The 20,345-nt window shown below is 38.3% G+C and carries 13 protein-coding genes; 3 read left to right on the top strand and 10 right to left on the bottom strand.

Annotated features, from left to right (window positions below):
- From tadA to J7K93_01740, 4 genes are all read right to left on the bottom strand, one after another.
- Nucleotides 1-1,229: Flp pilus assembly complex ATPase component TadA (gene tadA / locus J7K93_01755; GenBank protein MCD6115714.1), on the bottom strand; the 1,229-nt coding region annotated here is incomplete at its 3' end.
- A complete protein-coding gene (locus J7K93_01750) occupies nucleotides 1,222-1,674 on the bottom strand; it encodes a response regulator (GenBank protein ID MCD6115713.1) in 453 nt (150 codons plus the stop codon). The genes J7K93_01750 and tadA, both read right to left, overlap by 8 nt.
- A 39-nt stretch (nucleotides 1,675-1,713) precedes the next feature.
- Nucleotides 1,714-2,472 (bottom strand): prepilin peptidase, encoded by a 759-nt coding sequence (locus tag J7K93_01745; GenBank protein ID MCD6115712.1) that lies wholly within the window; start codon nucleotides 2,470-2,472, stop codon nucleotides 1,714-1,716.
- 15 nt (nucleotides 2,473-2,487) lie between these two features.
- Nucleotides 2,488-7,845 carry an Ig-like domain-containing protein gene (locus tag J7K93_01740; protein ID MCD6115711.1) on the bottom strand — a complete coding sequence of 1,786 codons (5,358 nt, stop codon included), beginning with the start codon at nucleotides 7,843-7,845 and terminating at the stop codon, nucleotides 2,488-2,490.
- A 268-nt stretch (nucleotides 7,846-8,113) separates the two neighbouring features.
- Between J7K93_01740 and J7K93_01735 the strand changes: the two genes are divergently transcribed.
- Nucleotides 8,114-9,757, top strand: a complete 1,644-nt coding sequence (locus J7K93_01735) for an NAD+ synthase (protein ID MCD6115710.1) — start codon at nucleotides 8,114-8,116, stop codon at nucleotides 9,755-9,757.
- 18 nt (nucleotides 9,758-9,775) lie between these two features.
- Nucleotides 9,776-10,612 (top strand): patatin-like phospholipase family protein, encoded by an 837-nt coding sequence (locus J7K93_01730; GenBank protein MCD6115709.1) that lies wholly within the window; start codon nucleotides 9,776-9,778, stop codon nucleotides 10,610-10,612.
- An 11-nt stretch (nucleotides 10,613-10,623) separates the two neighbouring features.
- Here J7K93_01730 and J7K93_01725 read toward each other — a convergent pair whose 3' ends face one another.
- The 3 genes from J7K93_01725 to J7K93_01715 form a co-directional block, all read right to left on the bottom strand.
- Nucleotides 10,624-11,982, bottom strand: coding sequence for an MATE family efflux transporter (locus J7K93_01725; protein MCD6115708.1), 1,359 nt, complete (start codon nucleotides 11,980-11,982; stop codon nucleotides 10,624-10,626).
- A gap of 860 nt (nucleotides 11,983-12,842) precedes the next feature.
- Nucleotides 12,843-13,559, bottom strand: coding sequence for a response regulator transcription factor (locus J7K93_01720; protein ID MCD6115707.1), 717 nt, complete (start codon nucleotides 13,557-13,559; stop codon nucleotides 12,843-12,845).
- A 4-nt stretch (nucleotides 13,560-13,563) separates the two neighbouring features.
- Nucleotides 13,564-14,571, bottom strand: a complete 1,008-nt coding sequence (locus J7K93_01715; protein MCD6115706.1) for a HAMP domain-containing histidine kinase — start codon at nucleotides 14,569-14,571, stop codon at nucleotides 13,564-13,566.
- Between the two features lie 248 nt (nucleotides 14,572-14,819).
- On the opposite strand from J7K93_01715, the gene J7K93_01710 reads away from it, so the two are divergent.
- Nucleotides 14,820-15,953: a nitronate monooxygenase gene (locus tag J7K93_01710; GenBank protein ID MCD6115705.1), complete on the top strand. Its 1,134-nt coding sequence runs from the start codon at nucleotides 14,820-14,822 to the stop codon at nucleotides 15,951-15,953.
- Nucleotides 15,954-15,991: 38 nt separating this feature from the next.
- Here J7K93_01710 and J7K93_01705 read toward each other — a convergent pair whose 3' ends face one another.
- The 3 genes from J7K93_01705 to J7K93_01695 form a co-directional block, all read right to left on the bottom strand.
- Nucleotides 15,992-16,306: a hypothetical protein gene (locus tag J7K93_01705; GenBank protein MCD6115704.1), complete on the bottom strand. Its 315-nt coding sequence runs from the start codon at nucleotides 16,304-16,306 to the stop codon at nucleotides 15,992-15,994.
- Nucleotides 16,307-16,979: 673 nt separating this feature from the next.
- Complete coding sequence (locus tag J7K93_01700) at nucleotides 16,980-17,183, bottom strand: type II toxin-antitoxin system HicB family antitoxin (GenBank protein MCD6115703.1); 204 nt, start codon at nucleotides 17,181-17,183, stop codon at nucleotides 16,980-16,982.
- Nucleotides 17,184-17,601: 418 nt separating this feature from the next.
- The gene (locus J7K93_01695; GenBank protein MCD6115702.1) at nucleotides 17,602-19,752 is read right to left on the bottom strand and encodes a S9 family peptidase; all 2,151 of its coding nucleotides are present in this window, start codon (nucleotides 19,750-19,752) and stop codon (nucleotides 17,602-17,604) included.
- Between the last annotated feature and the right edge of the window lie 593 nt (nucleotides 19,753-20,345).

The raw sequence follows: 20,345 nt of genomic DNA, 5'->3' as shown, positions 1-20,345 counted from the left end.
GGATCCTGCCTTAAAATTGCCCTCAAGCCCTTAGCAAATGTCATTCCCGCTTTAACATTAACCTGTGACTGCCTTATAAGGGGCAGCCTGTATTCAATAGGGTCTTCAAGTGTAATTACATTTTTTTCAATTGTTGACAATCTGTTTAATGCAGCATACAGAGTAGTTGTCTTACCGCTTCCGGTAGGCCCTGTAACAAGCATAATGCCGTAGGAGTTGGAGAGGATATCGCTTATTATTTTATAAGTGTCTTCCTCATACCCCAGATTTTCAAGATTTAACAGCGCTGCACTCTTATCAAGAATTCTCAGCACCATATTTTCACCATAGGCTGAAGGAAGAGTTGAAACACGAATATCAATACTTCTGCCGTCTTTAAGTTTAAGCCTAAGCTGTCCGTCCTGAGGAATACGATGTTCTGCAATATCAAGATTAGACAGAATTTTTATTCTTGAAATAATTGCTTCCTGCAGATTTTTGGGAAGATGAAAAGCATCCCGCAACACTCCGTCAACACGGAATCTTACGCGAAGCTCTGTCTCTTCAGGATTAAAATGCACATCTGAAGCGCCCTCTACAATGGCCTGAATAAGCACCATGTTCGCCATTTTTACTACAGGAGCCTCTTCTGCGAGGCGCTCAAGGTCCTGTGTCGATTTTTCTTCTTCTATTTCTTCGTCTTCAGATTCTATGCTCTCCAACAGATCCTGGAGTTCTTCATTAGAGACTGCCACTTCAGGCGGAACCTCTTCCGCTTTGCCGTAATAACGGTCTATTGCATCTGAAATTGCTTTTCCGGAAGATAGTGCAGGTGACACCTCAAGCTGCGTAATCTGTGTAACTTTATCAATAATTTTTACATCTTTCGGGTCGGACATAGCTATGAGCAGTGTCCCGTCTATACGAAAAAGGGGAAAAAATTTATACTGACGTGCAGCTTTATCAGAAACTAAGTCCAGAACTTCAGGATCAACTTCGTAATTACTCAAATCAATATATGGAACATTCCACAAAGCTGCCTTTGTTTCTAAAATCGACTCTTCATCCAATACTTGATTATCAATAAGAAGCTGCTCAAAATTCTTATCTCCTCCGCTGTCTCTGACTTCTGCGAGCAGAGATTTTGCCTGCTCAAGAGTGACAAGCTTATTCTCAACAAGGGCTCTGGCAATAGTTCTGCCGTTGTCCTGGTCAACACGATAATCAATTGTCTTTGCCGTACTAAGCATTTAAGTACCTTTGCACTACATCCAAAACATGAGGGAGCCTGAACGGTTTGTATAAAAATTCATTAGCTCCAACTTTTTCTCCCATCTTTCTTTCACCTTCAGTAGCCCTTGAGGTTAATACTATAATAGGAATATCTTTAAACCTCTTATCGAATTTTAAAAACCTTGCTACTTTAAACCCGTCCATCAGGGGCATAAGTATATCAAGGATTATTAAATCGGGCCTTTTTTCCTTTACTTTCTGCAGAGCTTCCAATCCATGAGAGGCTACCTCTACATCGTAACCTGCTCTCTTGAGGGGATCCTGAAGTACTTTTACTACAAGCGGATCATCATCAACAACGAGAACCTTCTTCTTCCCCTGAACTTCAGTAACCGGACTCTGAAAGGAATCTTCCGCGTCAGTAGCAACAGTTGCTGTCTCATTGCTCCTTTCAATTCTCATTAATCATGTCTCCCTGACCCCGCACATACATATCTGTTCTTAAAACAATCCTAAATACCATAATATAATTGCTTTTCCGAACAGGATATGTACAAGGGTTCCTATTGCAATAAACGGACCAAAAGGAATGGTTTCCCCGATTTTCAACTGTTTCAGGGCCATCCTTACAATTATGTATAGTGCAGCTATAAAAACGCCGTAAAAAAATCCCAGCAAAACACCTGGAAATCCGACGTAAATGCCTGTTAATATTAAGAGTTTCACATCTCCCATACCCATGCTTTCTTTTTTCAGGAAAAAATTCCCCAGTAATCCTATCAGGAAAGCCGAGCCCCCTCCTGCTGCAGCTCCGTACAGCATACTCTGCCACGTTTCAATTTGTAATATAATCACAAGAATAATGCCCAGAATGCAACCCGGCAAAACGAGCTTATTTAATATCAAACCGCGGTCAATATCAATAACACTTATTGGTATGAGAAAAAATGTTAAGGCCGAATATGTGAAAAATTCTCCGGAAAACCCGAATTTCAGGAAAAGAACTATGAGCAATACTGCATAAAGGCTCTCCACAAGAGGGTACCGCACTGAAATTCTACTCTTGCAATACCTGCATCTTCCTTTTAAAATCAAATAACTTAACACAGGAATATTATCATAAAATTTTACGGGCTGTCCGCATGAGGGGCAGAAAGAGCCTGGCGTTACAATTGACCGTTTCAGGGGAAGACGATAAATTACAACATTTAAAAAGCTTCCGAATGCAAGTCCTATAATTATAATTAAAGCATATATCATCTTCTTTTAATCTCCCTACCGCAGAAGCAGCATTCTCCGTGTCAATGCAAAAGCCCCGACCTTTAACCTGCAGAAATAGACTCCGCTTGCAACAATAGCTCCGTTATTATCTCTGCCGTCCCATACAACTTCATGTACAACGCCTGTTCTGAGCTGATCCTGCGAAAGATTAAACTCTTTCACAGCCTGGCCCAGAATGTTGTAAATAACAAGATTTACATCTCTGTTATCATTAATTTTGAACCTGATATTAGTCCTTATATGCGTAGAAGGATTAAACGGGTTCGGATAATTCTGTAAAAGCTCGAACTTCTTCGGAATCTTCGGCCCTGCTCCGGAATTATCTTTTTCATCAACAGGTTTTATCAAAACGAAATACATATTATCTTCCGCAGTACCTCCGTTTGCGCCGAGTTCTACATCACCTTCTGAAAACTTTTTATAGAATATATTGTATTTGTCAGAACGGGAGTTGCTTATCTGCTCATTTAATTCATCCCAGCCTGAAAGCCAGTCAGGAAGCTCTGTAATTCTTTTATCATGCGCCACATAAACCACAGATGCCTTATTCAGGTGGAAACTCAGCGGATCTGTGCTCAGTTTATCATCATTTGCGGTTCGTATCCAGAGGAGCTCTTCCAATTGAGAAGGAATTGATGTAATTGTATGAGGCCTGTCAATATAACAGGTATCCCCTACTGAAATATGTTCTACATCATAGGAGGTTTTGCTGAGGCTCGCTATAACTGCTTTTGAATCTGTCCTCGGTTCAATATAGACCATATACATGTTATCATCCATTGTACCTTTATTCCCGCCCAGTACAACTCTTCCGCTTGAAAACTCCCTGCTGAAAAGCATAAAAACATTATCCCTGGAATCAACAAGCTGATCTCCTGTCTGTTTCCAGTTGCTCAGCCATGAGGGCAATGATTCTATATGCCTGTCAAATGCTACATAAACCGTTGCTTCTCCCCAAAGTTCAAAACTCAAGAAACTGCTGCCGTCTGACATCTTGTCATCATTTGCCGTAACAACACGCGGTATGCTGTCAAGATATGCAGGAATCTGTTCAATTGTATAACTGCGGTCCACATAGCTCTTATCGCTTAAATGAAGAATAGCAAATTGATATGCAGGGCGGTTCACATTACTCAAAGCAGCTTCTTTTGTAATCAGATATTTAACATCCGTTTCACTGCTCATTGCATTCTGGTATTGAGAGGCATCCTTAATGCTCTTTACTGAAATAGTATATGATTTACCATATATGTGATTGCTCGTTGTTAATACTGCTTTTACCTTGTCAGTATCAAGTTTTGCCTCAACAACTTTAATTGTATCACTTATTACATAATTCTTTACATTTTCGGCAGTTGCTTTATTTACAGGCTCCGAAAAAACGATATCTATCTTATTCCTCGAGACAACATCCACTCTGGAAATTTGAGGGGGTGTGTTATCAGCCATACTGCCTGAGCCGGGCATCTGGTAATGTACCCACTTGGAAGCATCAATAACATTGGGGACAGGCGCGAGATCTTTTATATTACGTGCACTTACAGAATACTGAATACCAGGGCGATGATCTGTTGTTTCCAGCCTCACCTTTTTCAATGTAACTGTATCCAATGTTGCAAGATTAACTTCAACACTTGGATCAATAATATAGTTTTCCCTGTTTTCCGCTGTTTTTTTATCTATTTTCTCACTGAAAACAAGTTCAACAAGGTTTGCTCCGCTTATAAGCTTGGCACTGACAAGCTCTGGTTTTTCAGTATCAGGAGGGTCATACGAATATGCCTTTTTAATCGGAGACCTGATAGCATTCGGAGACGGTGCCCTGTCCTTCAGCCCTGAAATTGTTATAGTATATGTTTCACTCGGCTGATGCGGTGAAGTCTCAATATGTACTGTTGTCAGAGAAGCAAGGAGGCTGACATCGCTAATTTGAATTCCTTTATCAATACTGTAATTAGCTATATTCTCCGCAGTTTCCCTGTCAAGTTCTTCATCAAAAATAAGCGCCATAGACTGTGGAGAATTGACTTTTAACGCAATAAGTTTCGGCCCTACCGTATCAGGAGGAATATAGGTGTAAGTCAACTTGTTGTGTCCTCCGATAACATTTGGATTAAATGCACGGTCTGTGATATTATTTACAGTAACCGTATATGTCCCTGGCGCATGCTTGCTTGTGACAAGGCCTACAACATCAAGGTTTGAACTCAAACTTGCATTAATTATCTGGACCGGCGGATCTATTGTATAATTTACTTTATTATTTGCCTGATCGTCATTAACCGGCTCACTGAAAAAGAGCTCAAGATAGCTGTCAGTCGGCAGATTATAAGATACAAGTTTAGGCTTTACAGTATCTGCAGGGCTCCATGTATAATTTATTGTGCTGTATTGGGCAATCGGGTTGTGTGAAGAAGATGCGTCCCGCACTCCGTTTACAGTTAGAGTGTACTCGCCTGCAGCATGCTCCGATGTTTCCAATACAACTTGTTTGTCTGAAGATGTAAGATACGCTCCTGTTACCTGAATCCCTGGATTGATTGTATAATTCGTAATTTTTTCCGCACTCACAGCTTCCATTGGTTCACTGAAAGTAACAAGTACCATTTTAGAGCTCTTGGCCTCAGTTGAAGCCAATGTCGGCGATACTTCATCCAGAACATGATAAACATACTGTATTGAAGTATTTTGAATTTTATTTGCATTTTCCGATGCATCCGTGATGTTTTTAACCGTAAGTACATAGTTGCCGGGATTGAACTCTGTTGTCTGAAGGTAAACAATTGAAAGAGATGAATTTAATATTGCTTTCTGAACAACCACACCATTGTTTATACTATAGTTATCCGTTGTTTCTGCAGAATTTCTATCAAGTGCTTCATCAAACACAATTTCAATTGTATTTTTATTGATAGTGGATACACTCGCAACAACAGGGCTTATAGTATCAACCGGAGTATAAGTATATTCAAAACTGGAATTCGGTTCAATTGTATTTGGAATTTCCGCAAGGTCTCGCAAGTTATTTACTTTTACCGTGTACGTTCCTTTTTGGTGCTGGCTTGTTTTTAAAAACACCTGCATCTGTGATTCACTCATTGAAACCTGTTCAATTGAAATCCCATTGTCTATGGAATAATTCCCGGAATTAAGTGCGGAAACCTTATCAAGAGGTTCGCTGAAACTAAGCTCAAGCAGAACATTTCCGTGAAGATCTGCACGTAAAAGTTCAGGCGGGATGTTATCTACCGATTCACATCTGTAATTTACACTATTTTCCGTTCCTATAACATTAGCAGGATTCGCCCTGTCTTTAACTCCTGTAACTGTCACTGTATAATCCGTACCGGGCTGGTGCCTTGCTGTTTTAAGAAATACTATTTTCAAAGATGCATCAAGAGTTGCTTCTTCAATGTTCAGAGAAGGAGCAATACTGTAATTCAATTTGTTTTCTGCAGATGTCTGATCAACTGCTTCACTGAAAACAAGTTTAAGAAAATTGTTCCCCTGCAGCACAGCAGTAACTAATCTCGGAGAAGTATTGTCAATAACCGGACAAGTATATTCCGCTGTTGTACCGGATGCTATAATATTGGGAGCAGGAGCTCTGTCTTTGATTCCGCTTATGGATATTGTGTAAGTACCCCCAGGTATGTGTTTACCTGTTGAAAGATAGACTCTGTTAAGCGTATCCCCTACGAGAACTGCACTTTTAATCTCAACAGAAGGAGATATCTGGTAATTGGTTACAGTTTCACTTGCAGTTCTGTCAAGAGATTCATTAAAAACAATTTCAAGGACATCCTCTCCGTGAAGGTCAATTTCTGTTACATAGGGAGGATCCGTATCAGGAGGATTGTATTCATAACTCTTTGAAGATCCCGAAGCTATTGTATTAGGCTGTTCAGCCCTGTCACGGATATTATTTACAGTCAATGAATAACTTCCTGCCTGATGCTCCTCTGTTTCCAAAAGTACCTTTTCTCCGGAAACATCAAGAGTCGCATTGTTTATTTTTATATGCGGTGATATGGAATAATTGGAAACATTTTCAGCACTTGCACCTTCCAAAGGTTCTGAAAAAGTAACCTGCAGTAAATTACTATTGGGTATTTCTACAGAGACTATGGCAGGGGGTGTATGATCAGGAGGTGTGTATGTATAACTCAACACCCCTGATGAAATGTAATTCGGAGGATTCGCGTTATCTCCGACATTTGAGGCTGTAATTTCGAATTCACCTGCGCTGTGCACTGCTGTTTGAAGCGTTACTGATTTCTGATCCGAATTCAAAGATACAGATGTAATGGAAACAGAAGGGGAAATTGAATAATTAGACTTTGTTTCAGCACTTGCCTGATCAAGAGTTTCACTGAATTCAAGAACAATCTCATCACCGTCCTTATTTATCCTTGCAGCAGTTAAAACAGGCGGATCTGTGTCTTCGGAAATGCATGAATAATTTTCATGCACTGAATTCATAACATTTCCAGCCCCGTCTTTCACACCATTAACAGTCATAGTGTAATTTTGTCCCCTTGTATGCTCTGCTGTAGTAATATACACTTTTCTGAACGTACCAGCTATATCAACTGAATTTATCTGTACAGCCGGAGAGATTGAATAATGCGAAACATCTGTTGCAGAGCTCTGTTCAACCGGTTCCGAAAATTCTATAACTATAAAATCATCATTTTTAAGCTCCAAATCTGCAATACGCGGAGGTGTTTCGTCGTTTCCTGTCCATGAATACTGTGCATGAGTGTCTGCTGCAATTGCATTTGGAACAGATGCTCTGTCACGTACATTGTTTATTGTTAAAATATAATTGCCGTTTGAATGAGAAGTTGTATACAGATAAACTGTTTTATTGTCACTCTGAAGTTCAGCTGTCTGTACTGTAACGCCATTATTTATGGAGTAATTTGATTCCAATTCTGCTGATATTTTTTCAACCTGCTCGTTAAATGTCACAACAACTTTGTCAACCATAACACATGATGCTGAGGTAATGACCGGCGGATCTACATCCTTAATTTGATAGCTGACCTCCTCGGAATAACCACTCTCATTCCCGTTTTCATCGTATGCTGTCACAACCAAGTAATACGTAGCCCCAATACTAAGCCCTGTCAGGTCATAGGTATTAACATTTCCGACATCAATGATAATGGAATAAACTCCGCTCCCTGATGTGCCGTAATATATTTTATATCCTGCAAGATCAGGCTCTGTGTTAGGCTGCCAGGAAAGTTCAAGAGTTGCGGCAATACTTCCAGCCCACAAAAGCAGCAAACCTGCAATGCTGAGTAATATTGTTAATCTTCTGAATTTATTATTTTTCACCTTCATTTACTATCTCCGTATTAAATTTGGTCTGATGCCACACCCTTTTAAAGCAAAGCTCATACCACAGAGGTTTATATGGGGCTATCATACTGTTTATAATTGAGTTATTTTTATTATTTTAATAATATATTATAGCCTTAACAGCCAATTTCGGCAAATCTTGCCTAGTAATCATTTGGAATGTTTTTCCCAAGAAAGAAATTGACATATTTCCGACTTATCGTTATATTCTTCTGAAGCTATTTTATTAAAAAACTTATACGTAGGCCAAATGAGAATAACTCTTGCACAATTAAATTCCGTTATAGGCGATTTTAATAAGAATCTGATTAAAATCAAAAATACAATTGAGAAAGCAGAAAATGAAAATTCAGACCTTGTAATCTTTCCGGAACTGTTTCTTGCAGGTTATCCTCCTCAGGACCTTCTCGAACGAAGCGACTTTGCAGACGCGTCGGAAAAAGCACTTCAATCCCTTATTGAAATCACTAAGAATTTTCCGCATACAGGTATAATCTGCGGTAATTTTGAAAGAATTGAAGAATCTGATTCTTTTCATCTTTACAATACTGCTTTTCTGGTACAAAACGGAAAAATTTTATTTAAGCAGCGTAAAACACTTCTTCCTACATATGATGTTTTTGATGAAAAACGCTATTTTACTCCTGCTGAACATATTGATATTTTTAATTTTAAAAATGAGAAGATAGGAATAACAATTTGCGAGGACGCATGGAATAATCCTGCAATTCTCCCAAATCCCGGATACAGGGTAGATCCTGTTGAAATTCTGGCACATAAGGGAGCAACTATAATTATAAATATATCGGCATCTCCATTTACCCTTGGCAAGGAATATCTCCGTTTTAATCTAATAAAAAGCCATGTACAAAAACACAATATCCCTTTTATCTTTGTGAATCAAACAGGTGCAAATGATGAATTGATTTTTGACGGCCGGTCTATGGTATTTAATGACAGAGGAGATATGATACAGATACTCTCCTCTTTTAAAGAAGAGATTAAAACACTGAATACGGAATCCGGTACTCCCGTTGATTTCAAACCTCTTGATCCTGTTAAAGCAGCCCATGATGCTCTCGTACTCGGAATAAAAGACTACATGGGAAAATGCGGTTTTAAAAAGGCAGTCCTCGGCCTGTCAGGAGGGATTGACTCCGCAGTAACCTGTGCTCTTGCATGCAGAGCAGCAGGCAGCAAAAATATTACAGGTGTAGCTATGCCCTCCCCCTTTTCTTCTGAATCCAGCCTTATTGACGCAAAAAATCTTGCAGAGAATCTTGGAATAGAATTTATAACCGTGCCAATAGGCAGCACCTTTAAAAGCTACAAAGAGACCTTAAACCCGCTGTTTTCGGAAACAGGCGAAGACGTGGCAGAAGAGAATATTCAGGCACGCATAAGAGGCAATATCCTTATGGCACTTTCCAATAAGTTCGGATATCTTGTTCTTACAACCGGCAACAAAAGTGAGATGTCTGTCGGCTACTGTACACTCTACGGTGATATGAGCGGAGGGCTTTCCGTTCTTGCAGATGTTCCGAAAAGTCTGGTTTACAAAATTGCAGATTACATAAACCGCGGCACAAATATTATTCCCCAATCAACTATTAATAAACCTCCCTCAGCAGAGCTTAAACCTGATCAGAAAGATCAGGACACTCTGCCTCCATATGAAACACTTGACGCTGTTCTTGAATTATTCATAGAGCAGGGTATATCAAAACAAGAAATTATTAAAAGAGGATTTGATCCTGACACTGTTGAATGGATTATTGATGCTGTATGGAAAAATGAATACAAACGCCGTCAGGCACCTCCTGTACTTAAAATCACATCAAAAGCCTTCGGCTCAGGAAGAAGAATGCCGATCGCTGCCAAACATACTTTTTAATTAAAACGGAATACAAATATGAAAAAAATCGGACTTGCACTTGGCGGAGGCGGAGCAAGAGGACTCAGCCACATTATGTTTATTCAGGCTCTCGATGAACTTGGTATTAAACCTTCTATTATTTCAGGTACAAGTATCGGGTCTATTATAGGCGGATTTTATGCCGGAGGTATGACAGGAAAAGAACTGGAAGATTTGACAGAGCATATATCAATCCTTGAAATTGGTAAAATGCTTGACCTTAATGTACTAAAATCATCTGGTATAGTAAGAGGCAACGGGGTTACCGGATTTTTAAAAGAGCATCTTCCAGTAAGTACATTTGAGGAGCTTTCTATTCCATTAAAAATTATAGCGACTGATTTCTGGGAAAGAAAAGAAGTTGTTTTTGATTCCGGCAACCTTATAGAAGCAATCAGGTCAAGCATATCTATTCCTGGTATATTTATACCTCACCAGATTGACAATGCCATTCTCGTGGACGGAGGTATAATTAACCCTCTGCCTATGAGTGTTATTAGAAACCAGTGTGATGTGCTTATTGCCATTGACGTATCAGGGACTATGGTTCCGCCGAGAAGACATCTGCGCCCATCTGTTTTTGATGCGGTCATGAATACATTTCAGATAATGGAATCCATTGTCGTTAAAGGACATTTAAAGAAAAACAAACCGGAACTATATGTAAAGCCAAGGCTTGAGAACATTCAAATACTTGATTTTCATAAGGCAAAATCTATTATGAAAAGCGTACACAAAGATGTGGATAATTTTAAAAGAGAGCTGGAATCAATAATGGAAGAAAAGCCTTATAGGAAATCACGCTCCTTTTTTTCCATATTTAACAGGAAATAACAGATTAAAATTTAACGAGTATCAAATGGGAGTGTGTTTACAGTGTGTTTTCCCCACAAAAATGACGCGACTACTGCTATAAGATTTGCACATATCAGACCGGACCACACGCCTGTTAATCCCCAGTGAAAAATAATTCCGAAAATATATGCAAGAGGTACCTGAAGCAAAATTGTTCTGAGAAGTGTTACAATGAGAGAACGCGAACCTTTTCCCACTCCCCTGAACATTGCTGAAGTAAGCATACCGAGAGGCACCGTAGGAAAGATTATTGTAATTATACGCAGGAACTTAACCAATTCAACATATATTCTTGACGAGCCCTTTGAATAAGTAAAAATTACTGCAATCTGATTTGCAAAAATAAGAACAAGAACGCCGATTATAAGCTCGATTAATACTCCCATTTTTAAGGCATAATAAAAAGCTGTTTTCAGTTTTTCTCTCTCTTTTGCACCAAATGCAGCACCTGTCACAGCAACCACAGACATGGCAATACCCATAAGAGGGATTGTTCCAAGCATTACAATACGCCACCCGCTGGTAAATACTGCAATCCCGTCTGTCCCTCCTGCAAGTACAACAATCTTGTTTACAACAAGCATGGCAATCGCCATGGAGAGTTGAGCAAAGGAAGAAGGTATCCCCACTCTGAAAATATCACTTATAATGAAAGTATTATATTTAAAAGCGCTGAGGGATATATTCAGATATGTATCTCTTTTTATAAAAAGCCAGTAGATAAACAGAAGTGCTGCCACAATCATTGATATTAATGAAGCCCATGCTGCACCTGCCACACCAAGGCCCAGGACATAGATAAAAATGGGATCCAATACAATATTAAGAACTGAGCCTACAATCAGGCCGTACATTGCGCGCCTTGCATCACCTTCACCCCTTAAAAGGGCATTTGCAATATTTGAAAAAATCAGTACAACAGACCCGCTGAACAGGATTAATCCATACTGAGTAGCAAGTGCTCCGATTTTCTCACTTCCGCTTAACCCGGTAAAAATATGTTTCATAAACGGCAGGCTCAGGAGTGTCAGTGCCACTGAAATAATAAGGCCTATTATCAATGTATGAACAGATGTATTGTCTGCTCCTTTCTTATCTTTTCTCCCGATTCTTCTTGATACAGCAGAGCTTCCTCCTACTCCTATACCGGCTCCGAGAGATAGAATAATCATAAAAAACGGCATAAACAATCCCACAGCAGCCAGCTCATCCGCACCAAGCCCTGCCACCCAAATTCCGTCTGCAATATTATAAATGGACTGAAAAAACATCCCGAACATCATAGGTACTGCAATTTTCTTTATTGCTCTCTTTGGATCCCCAAGCAGAGTTGCAACACCCTTTGTCATCACTGGTTCTCTATTTTCCACGTATACCTTTCCTGACCCCTGCCGATAACAGATAGATACTGAACGATTAATAAAACTGGTTCTTCATAGAAAGAGTTGGTAATTTTTCATATTTACACAACAAGTTTAACATTAATCAACTTTTCATTTATCAAATAATTAAGTAAATACAATCAATTTAAGATGTTGTAGGACATACTGCACATCCTTTTTTTCTATCCGGCATCTGAAAATCTCCGCCCGGAAATGCGACGGAGAGAGCGTTAAAAAAGTTCGGCTGTCTGAGTCCCGATTCTCTTTAAGAAAAAAATACAATAAGCAGAATCGGGAAGAGTTCCGAACTTTTAGCGAACGACCGAGCATTTCAGGAGATTTTCAGCAGCCGGGATTTTTTGGGCACTTTTTTCTAAAAAAAGTGCCTACCCGCAATCTTAACAAAATTAATAAATTAACCTTTAAAAAACAAAGAACTGTACAATATTAAAAGAATACAAAAATCAAAATTAACAAAGAAACAATTTTAAACATTTAATAGAATGTTTGTATTTTAAATAATCCTCTCTTACAATTAAATGAATACTTCCAAATAGAACTAGGAAGAATCATAAAACTCTATTTTACGAAAATTAATCTTTAAATCCAAGGATAATAAAAAGAGAGATGAGGAATTTAATTTTCACGGTAACCCGAATATTGGATTACAAAATATAAAAATATTCAAAATTAAGCGTTCAGTGTTCTATAGTTCACGATTCATTTTTATCAGATTCAAATCTTTAAAATTGTTCATAAATTCACAGTATAGATGGCAGGTATCCTTAATACCCGATATCCATTCTATATCCATATATCCTAATTCGTTATTCATCCCTGAACATATACCCGGCACCCCTTACACTGATGATAAATACCGGATTATGAGGATCCTTCTCAAAATACCTACGCAGCCTGACAACAAAATTATCAATTGTCCTCGTCTCTATTTCAGGATTCATATTCCATACATTTTCAAGTATTTCCTTCCTGGATACAATCCTCCCCTTGTTCTCAATCAGGTATCTCAGCAGAGTTGCCTCCTGAATAGTAAGAGTAAAAGATAAATCTTCCGCAATGCAAGAAAGATTACTGAAATCCACCTGATTTTTCCCGAACCTTACAATGCCAATATTTTGAGTATGTGTAAAATACCACGATTTTCGTCTGAGCATTCCCCGAACCCTCAGCAGGAGCTCCTTTAAATGAAAAGGTTTTGTAATATAATCATCAGCTCCTGCTTCAAGCCCGTGTATTCTGTCCTCAACCTGCGCCCGCGCAGTTAACATAAGTATTGGAATTCGCGGATCCTTCTCCCGCACATGCTGTGCAACTTCAAATCCATTTATATATGGGAGCATTATATCCAGTATTATCAAATCAAACTTTTCATTGTTAATCTTATCCAGTGCAAGCTTGCCGTCTGCGGCCCATGTTACATCATAACCTTCTTCTGTAAGATTGTATTCAAGCCCTTTGGCAAGGCTCTCTTCATCTTCAACCAGTAAAATTCGGCTGCTTGCCTCTAAATTCTTTTTCCACATTTTTTCACTTCCCTGTTTTCTTCATTTTATAACTGCTTAATTTAAGAAGATTTTTAATGTGACGCTGTTTTGTTGCCATATAAACAGGTATCTTTATTGTGAATGTTGTCCCGCTGTTTTCCCCCTCGCTAAAAACAAAAATATCTCCTCCGTGATATTTTATTATCTCTTTTACCCAGTACAAACCCAATCCGGTACCTTTCACATTCGGGCTATTGGGATTTTCAATACGCTGAAACTTATTAAATATTTTCTTCTTGTATGATGCAGGTACACCAATGCCGTTGTCTATAACATCTACTATAAAAAACTTCTCCGTACATGCAAATTTTACGTTTATTTTTACATCTCCGGTGCAATACTTTTTTGCATTGTCGAGCAGATTATGAAATACAATGCTCATCCACTGCTTATCCATTACACATCTGCATGAAGTATCACCTGTAATTTCCACACTACTCTGCATCCTGAGCTGCTCAGATTCATCTCGGATTATTTTTTTTAAAAACTCATCCGCTCTGTAAACCCTGTAATTATGAGGATATCTTTTTGCTGTTTTACTGCTTTCAAATCCGGACATATACAGAATTGAATTAATCAGGCTGTTCAATCTGTTGACATCATTAAGCATTGATAATATAAATTCCTTTTGTTTTTTCTCTCCTACTTCCCTGGATTTAATAGTCTCAAGAAAAAGCTGAATTGAAGATAAAGGAGATTTTAATTCATGTGTTATGTTTGCAATGAAATTATCGTACATTTTTGTCAGGTTCATCTGTCTGTTCAGATACATAAAAATCAATGTCATTGCTATGGAGATTACAATGAGAAGCGCCAGGCCTCCTACAAGAGCTACAATATTAACATTAAATCCAAAAAGCCTGATACCGCCTTTTTCCATCAAAATATAGTTGGTCACATACCATGAAATCCACAGTCCAATTAGCAGAAACAAGGCAATTTGGGCCATAACAAAAATAAAAACATAATAAAATGTACTCTGTTTTTTCATCTCTTCTCATATAGACAAATTTTTACCGGGCTCAATTACATCAATCAAATATAAACATATTTTTTTAGATATACAAGTTATACAGCAGCATCCCCGGGAGGCGCATCTGTTTTACATTTCTTTTACAGTTCTTTATTAAATAATTACTTATAATTACAATGTAATGAGAAAAACTCTTAAATTCAGTACCATTTACAATAGCATTAGAATAAATTTCTCAATCTGACAAACAATTGATAGGAGAAAAAATGTTGGACAAAAATATGCCCGAACTTAAAATAGGAAATCTTATTGCCAGAATCCCTGTAATTCAGGGAGGCATGGGCGTAGGGATATCACTTTCCGGCCTGGCCTCAGCTGTTGCAAACCAGGGAGGTATAGGTGTTATCTCATCTGTGGGATTAAGCACTATCTATAATTATGATAAAGCAAATTACAGAGAAGCGAACTCAAGGCTGCTACGCGAAGAGATAAGAAAAGCCCGGGCGAAAACTTCCGGTATAATCGGCGTCAACATTATGGTTGCTCTGACAGACTATCAGGATCTTGTAAAAGCCTCAATTGATGAAGGAGCGGATATTCTTTTTCTCGGAGCAGGGCTGCCTCTCCACTTTCCAAAAGAGTACAGCGGGGAAAATCTAAAAAAAGTAAAGTCCAAACTTGTTCCTATAGTATCATCCGGCCGTGCAGCAAATCTGATTTTTAAATACTGGCAGAAAAATTTTGACCGCCTGCCTGATGCTGTTGTTGTAGAAGGCCCAAAGGCAGGCGGACATCTCGGATTCAAGAAAGAACAAATAAGTAATCCGGACTATGCACTGGAAAATCTTATTCCTGATGTTATTGAAGCGGTCAGTAAATTCACAACATTCGGCGAAAATGAAATTCCTGTAATAGCTGCAGGCGGTATCTACACAGGCAGAGATATTCATAAATTCATAAATATGGGTGCAGACGGAGTGCAGATGGGCACCCGTTTTGTAGCAACACATGAGTGCGATGCATCTGACCAATTCAAAGATGCTTATCTTAAATGCTCTGAAAAAGACATCATGATTATTCAAAGCCCTGTCGGGCTGCCCGGCAGAGCTATAAGAAACACTTTTCTTGAAGAAGTATCACGGGGAGTCCGAAAACCGTTTAAATGTCCATGGAAATGTTTGATTACATGTGACTTTAAAAATACTCCATACTGCATTGCAAATGCTCTTACAAATGCAAGAATCGGCAAGATGCTTGATGGATTTGCATTTGCCGGAGCAAATGCATTTCGTGTAGATAAAATACTATCTGTGAAAGAACTTATTAATACTCTTAAAACAGAGTATGAAAAATCTTTGTCAGATGCAATGAGAGTAGCACGGCTTGAATTTGCATTTTGATTTTAATTTATTTATATACAGACCCTCCCGTTAATCAATTAACCAAGTAGAGACGTTGCATGCAACGTCTCTACAATCGTATCATCATTCAAAATTAAAATACCATGGATATGGTTGGGCATGATAATAAATGTGTTCGATTCAATATTTATTTTACGATATTTAATTTCGTTCCAAAAAATATCGGCAATAACACCAACATGCGACAATTGCATTCTACCATTTTCAATTTTGCCGAAACAGGGTTCCCTGTTTTTGGTGCAGATTGTAATAAAATAGGCCCCGTGCCAACGATAATCCCAATTTTTCAATCGTGCAGACGGTATTCTGTATTTTTCTCTAAATCTATCCATAAAATTATGCTGTCAATGCATCGCTGATCTCCACCTTTAAATTACATATAACTACATAATTATTCAACATAAAAATATCTTTTTAAAAAATTCCTAAGACATGCCTCATACCGCGCACTGTTCATGGCAGAGGGAGAAACAACCCCTCATATGAATCCAAACCTAAAAAACCACTTTTCCATCGCAAAAAATCTGCTTATATTTGAATTCATGAAACGAGAAAAGCCAAATCTTATTTTCAGAAAGACCAACTCCAACAGCTTTACTCTGATTGTTCTTCTAAACGCAATTGAGCAGAAAGGCATTGATAAAAAATTTGACATCCGTCTTGTATCATCCCATAAAGACCTTATAAATTCAGTATCATCAAAAAAAGAAAATATCATTCTGTTCTCTTTTATGACACACCATGCACCGGACATTATAAACCAGGTAAAATCAATCAAAAACAAATTTGGCGATGACCCTGTGTTAATTGCAGGAGGGCCTCATCCGAAAGGAGATCCCATAGGCACTGCTAAAATGGGATTTGATATTGTATCAACAGGAGACGGAGAAGCAACTTTTCCCCGCATACTTGAAGATATTCTTGAAAAAGAAGACAGCGTGCGCAGCTCATTTTATTCTCCTCTTGCTTCCAGGATACGGCAGAAACGCTTCCCACTGACCGGTTTCAAACCGCTATCTCCATTATCCTGTCTTTTTCTGAAACGGGAATATTTTGAACATCTATTGAAAGACAGCCCTCAACAGCATCATAAATATTCCTTAGCAACTCATCGAATGTATCACCTTGAGTTGCACAACCGGAAATTGACGGAATTTCCGCCCAATATCCACCTTCCTCTGCTTCATGCACTACTACTTTCAATTTCATGATTAGTCCTCATTTGTATTGAGCACAGAACATAAAATTATGTGTACTAATGAAAATAGTAAAAATTGCTCATTAGAACTACCTAATCTCATGCTGCTCCGTTTAGTTAAATGTTCATTGTTCTTTATCATTCTTCATTAAAATATAGCTTTTGTCGCTCAAAATAGCAACCTAATCTAACAATCCGCAGGGTTTCTTGTTCCATTTCTTCCTTTATTAATAACATGCATATAAATCATTGTTGTTTCTAAATGTTTATATACCAATAATTCTTAAATTGTTCAAATATCATATCCATTTTCAAGCAGATTGGTAGAAATATTTCATTGAATACCTTTACTCTGCGTCAGAAAAATTTCCAGCTCAAAAACAGGAATGAAAAAGCGTTATAAAAGCCCCTGCTGTCTATTTTACCTTTCTACAACTTCGCTTTAAAATAATCAGTAATTTTCCGGTAAAGATGCACTCTGTCTTTTCCGTGCATATTGTGCTCATCTCCGGGATAAACAAAATAATCCACCTGCTTTCCCAGGTCAATTGCTTTACGAAGGTACGAGAGACTGTTCTGCCACACAACAGTCGGATCAACCGCTCCGTTAATTATCAAGAGCTTTCCTTTAAGGTTATCAACATAATTTAAAAGGTTTGCTTCTTTGTAACCTTCAGGATTGGACTGAGGAGTATCCATATATCTTTCTCCGTACATAACTTCATAATAGCGCCAATCAATAACAGGTCCTCCTGCAACTGCTGCCTTAAATACTCCGGGCTGTCTTGTCATCATAGATATTGTCATAAACCCGCCGTAGCTCCATCCGTGAACACCAATCCGGCACGTATCTACAAAAGACTGTTTTTTAAGATAATTTATACCTGCCATCTGATCTTCAACTTCACAGGTTCCGAGATTGCGGAAAACAGCCTGTTCAAAATCTGAGCCCCTGTTGTTGGTCCCTCTGTTGTCTAAGGTGAAAATTATATAGCCCCGCTCTGCCATGTACTGGAACCATAAAGACCAGCCGGAAAGCCAGGAATCTCTTACCATCTGGCCGTGGGGACCGCCGTACACATAAACAATTACAGGGTATTTCTTTTGTGGATTAAAACCTGCAGGCAGGATCATTCTGGCATTCAGAGTAATACCTTGTTTATTTTTAATTTTAAGATATTCAATCTTCCCGAGTTTATACTCTTTTACAGGGTTTTCCGCTTTAAGAAGCTCAGTTTGTTTTTTACCGGAGCAGTCAAACACAGAAATAATACGGGGTACAGTATGATTTGTAAAACGATCAATAAAATATTTACCATCCCCTGAGAAATCTGTTCTGTGTAATCCGTTTTGTTTTGTAAGCTGAGTAATTTTACCGGATTTTAATGATGCTGAAAAGCAATGCTGTTCAAGCCCGTCATTTTCCGCTGCTGTAAAAAATATTTTTTTACTTTCAGGATCAAATCCTGAGAAATCCGTGATATCTGTTTTTAAATGTGTAACCTGCCTTATCAGCCTGCCATTTGTATCATAAAGATAAAGATTATTGAATCCGTCTCTCATGGAAAACCATAAGAACCGGTTATTTTTACCTTTGATAAAAATCGGGTCATAAAGGGGTTCCACCCATTCTTTATCCCTCTCTTCAAAAAGGATTTTTCTCCGCTCCCCTGTTACAGGGTCAAAAACGCAAAACCGAAGATGATTCTGATCCCTGTTGAGTTCTGCTATAAAAACAGATTTACTGTCAGGACTCCATGTTACGTGGGTCAGATATTTATCCGCAGGCTCTCCTGTCTGAAGAAAAGTTGTAGATCCTGAAAGAATATTATACACACCTACAGATACATGCTCGCTTGCCATACCTGTCATAGGGTAGCGGATAAATCTTACTTTGGCAGGTCTGGAATCAATATCAACAAGTGGATACTGAGTTACAAGGCTCTCATCTTTCCTGTAAAAAGCAAGATATTTTCCGTCCGGAGACCAGAATATTCCTTTGTTTATTCCGAACTCATTTCTGTGAACAACTGACCCGTTTTTGATCCCGTTTCCCCCGTCAAAAGTAATCTGTATTTTTCCGCCTGAACAGAGAGACACAAACAGATTGTCATCAATAGTGTATGCAATATTAAATGATTTCGGATGAATCCGGATATTCTGCGCTTTGTCAGGCACACTGTTTTTTAAACATGCTGATTTTGTTCTTAAATTATAGACAATTAAATTATTATGATAAAAGAGATAAAACGTGTCTCTGCTAATCCAGTTTACACGGGGAAATCTGCGGATACTTATTTCTGAAACTTTCTTAACTGCTGATTTCAAAGAATCCAGAGTCAGCAGCATTTTTTTATCTTCTGATAACGGATCAATCCTTACAAGGCCGTACAAACCGTTAAGAGAATCAACACATGAGAGTTCGCTTGAATTGCCAATCCACTTAAGCTGATTAATATTCCTTACCCTCAACTTTCCGTAACTTCCGAGAATAGCTTCCTGCATTGTTAACAGTTTGTCTCCTGCAAATGAGGATATAATTGTAAAAAACACAAAAATAAGAACTAATTTCCGGCGCATATTTTACTCCTGAGATTATTTGTAAAACTGATAAAATTAGGTTACCTGTATAATAATAATTTTTACGCTAATTTCAACTTAAAGATTCAATTTTTCATTTCATGAAAATTTATACAAGCCATATTGAATATCTTTTCAATAGAAACACTTACTTGCCGGTATCTGAAGAACTGCTCTAAAAATAAGGATAAAGGATAAGGGATAAAGGATAAAATTTTTTGTCGCGTGTCGCGTCCTGAAAAAAGTTGACATTCCTGTTGTCCAGGAAAAAATGAAGAAGGTATAGGTATAAAGATATATGGCGGATGTGTTTTGCCGGCACCTGAAAATCTCCGCACATGACGGTACCATAGGGGCGTCATTCCCTCATGTTTTTAGAGGGAATCCAGGAGCGGGGAAGGGCATTTGAAAACAATATGCCAGAGAATTGCATCCCTTTGTCTTTTAATTCAAAATTCATAATTCAAAATTTCTTCTCTTCTCCCCACCACACCTCTGGATGCCCATTTTCATGGGCATGACAGGATTGAGTTTTGTTTCCCGGCATCTGGAAATTTACGTCCGCTTTATTGCTTTAACACTTATTCGTAATG

The organism is bacterium, from assembly GCA_021158245.1.
Lineage (GTDB): Bacteria > Zhuqueibacterota > QNDG01 > QNDG01 > QNDG01 > QNDG01.
Note: the sequence above shows the minus strand (reverse complement) of the source record. Positions and strands in the feature narration are given on the sequence as shown.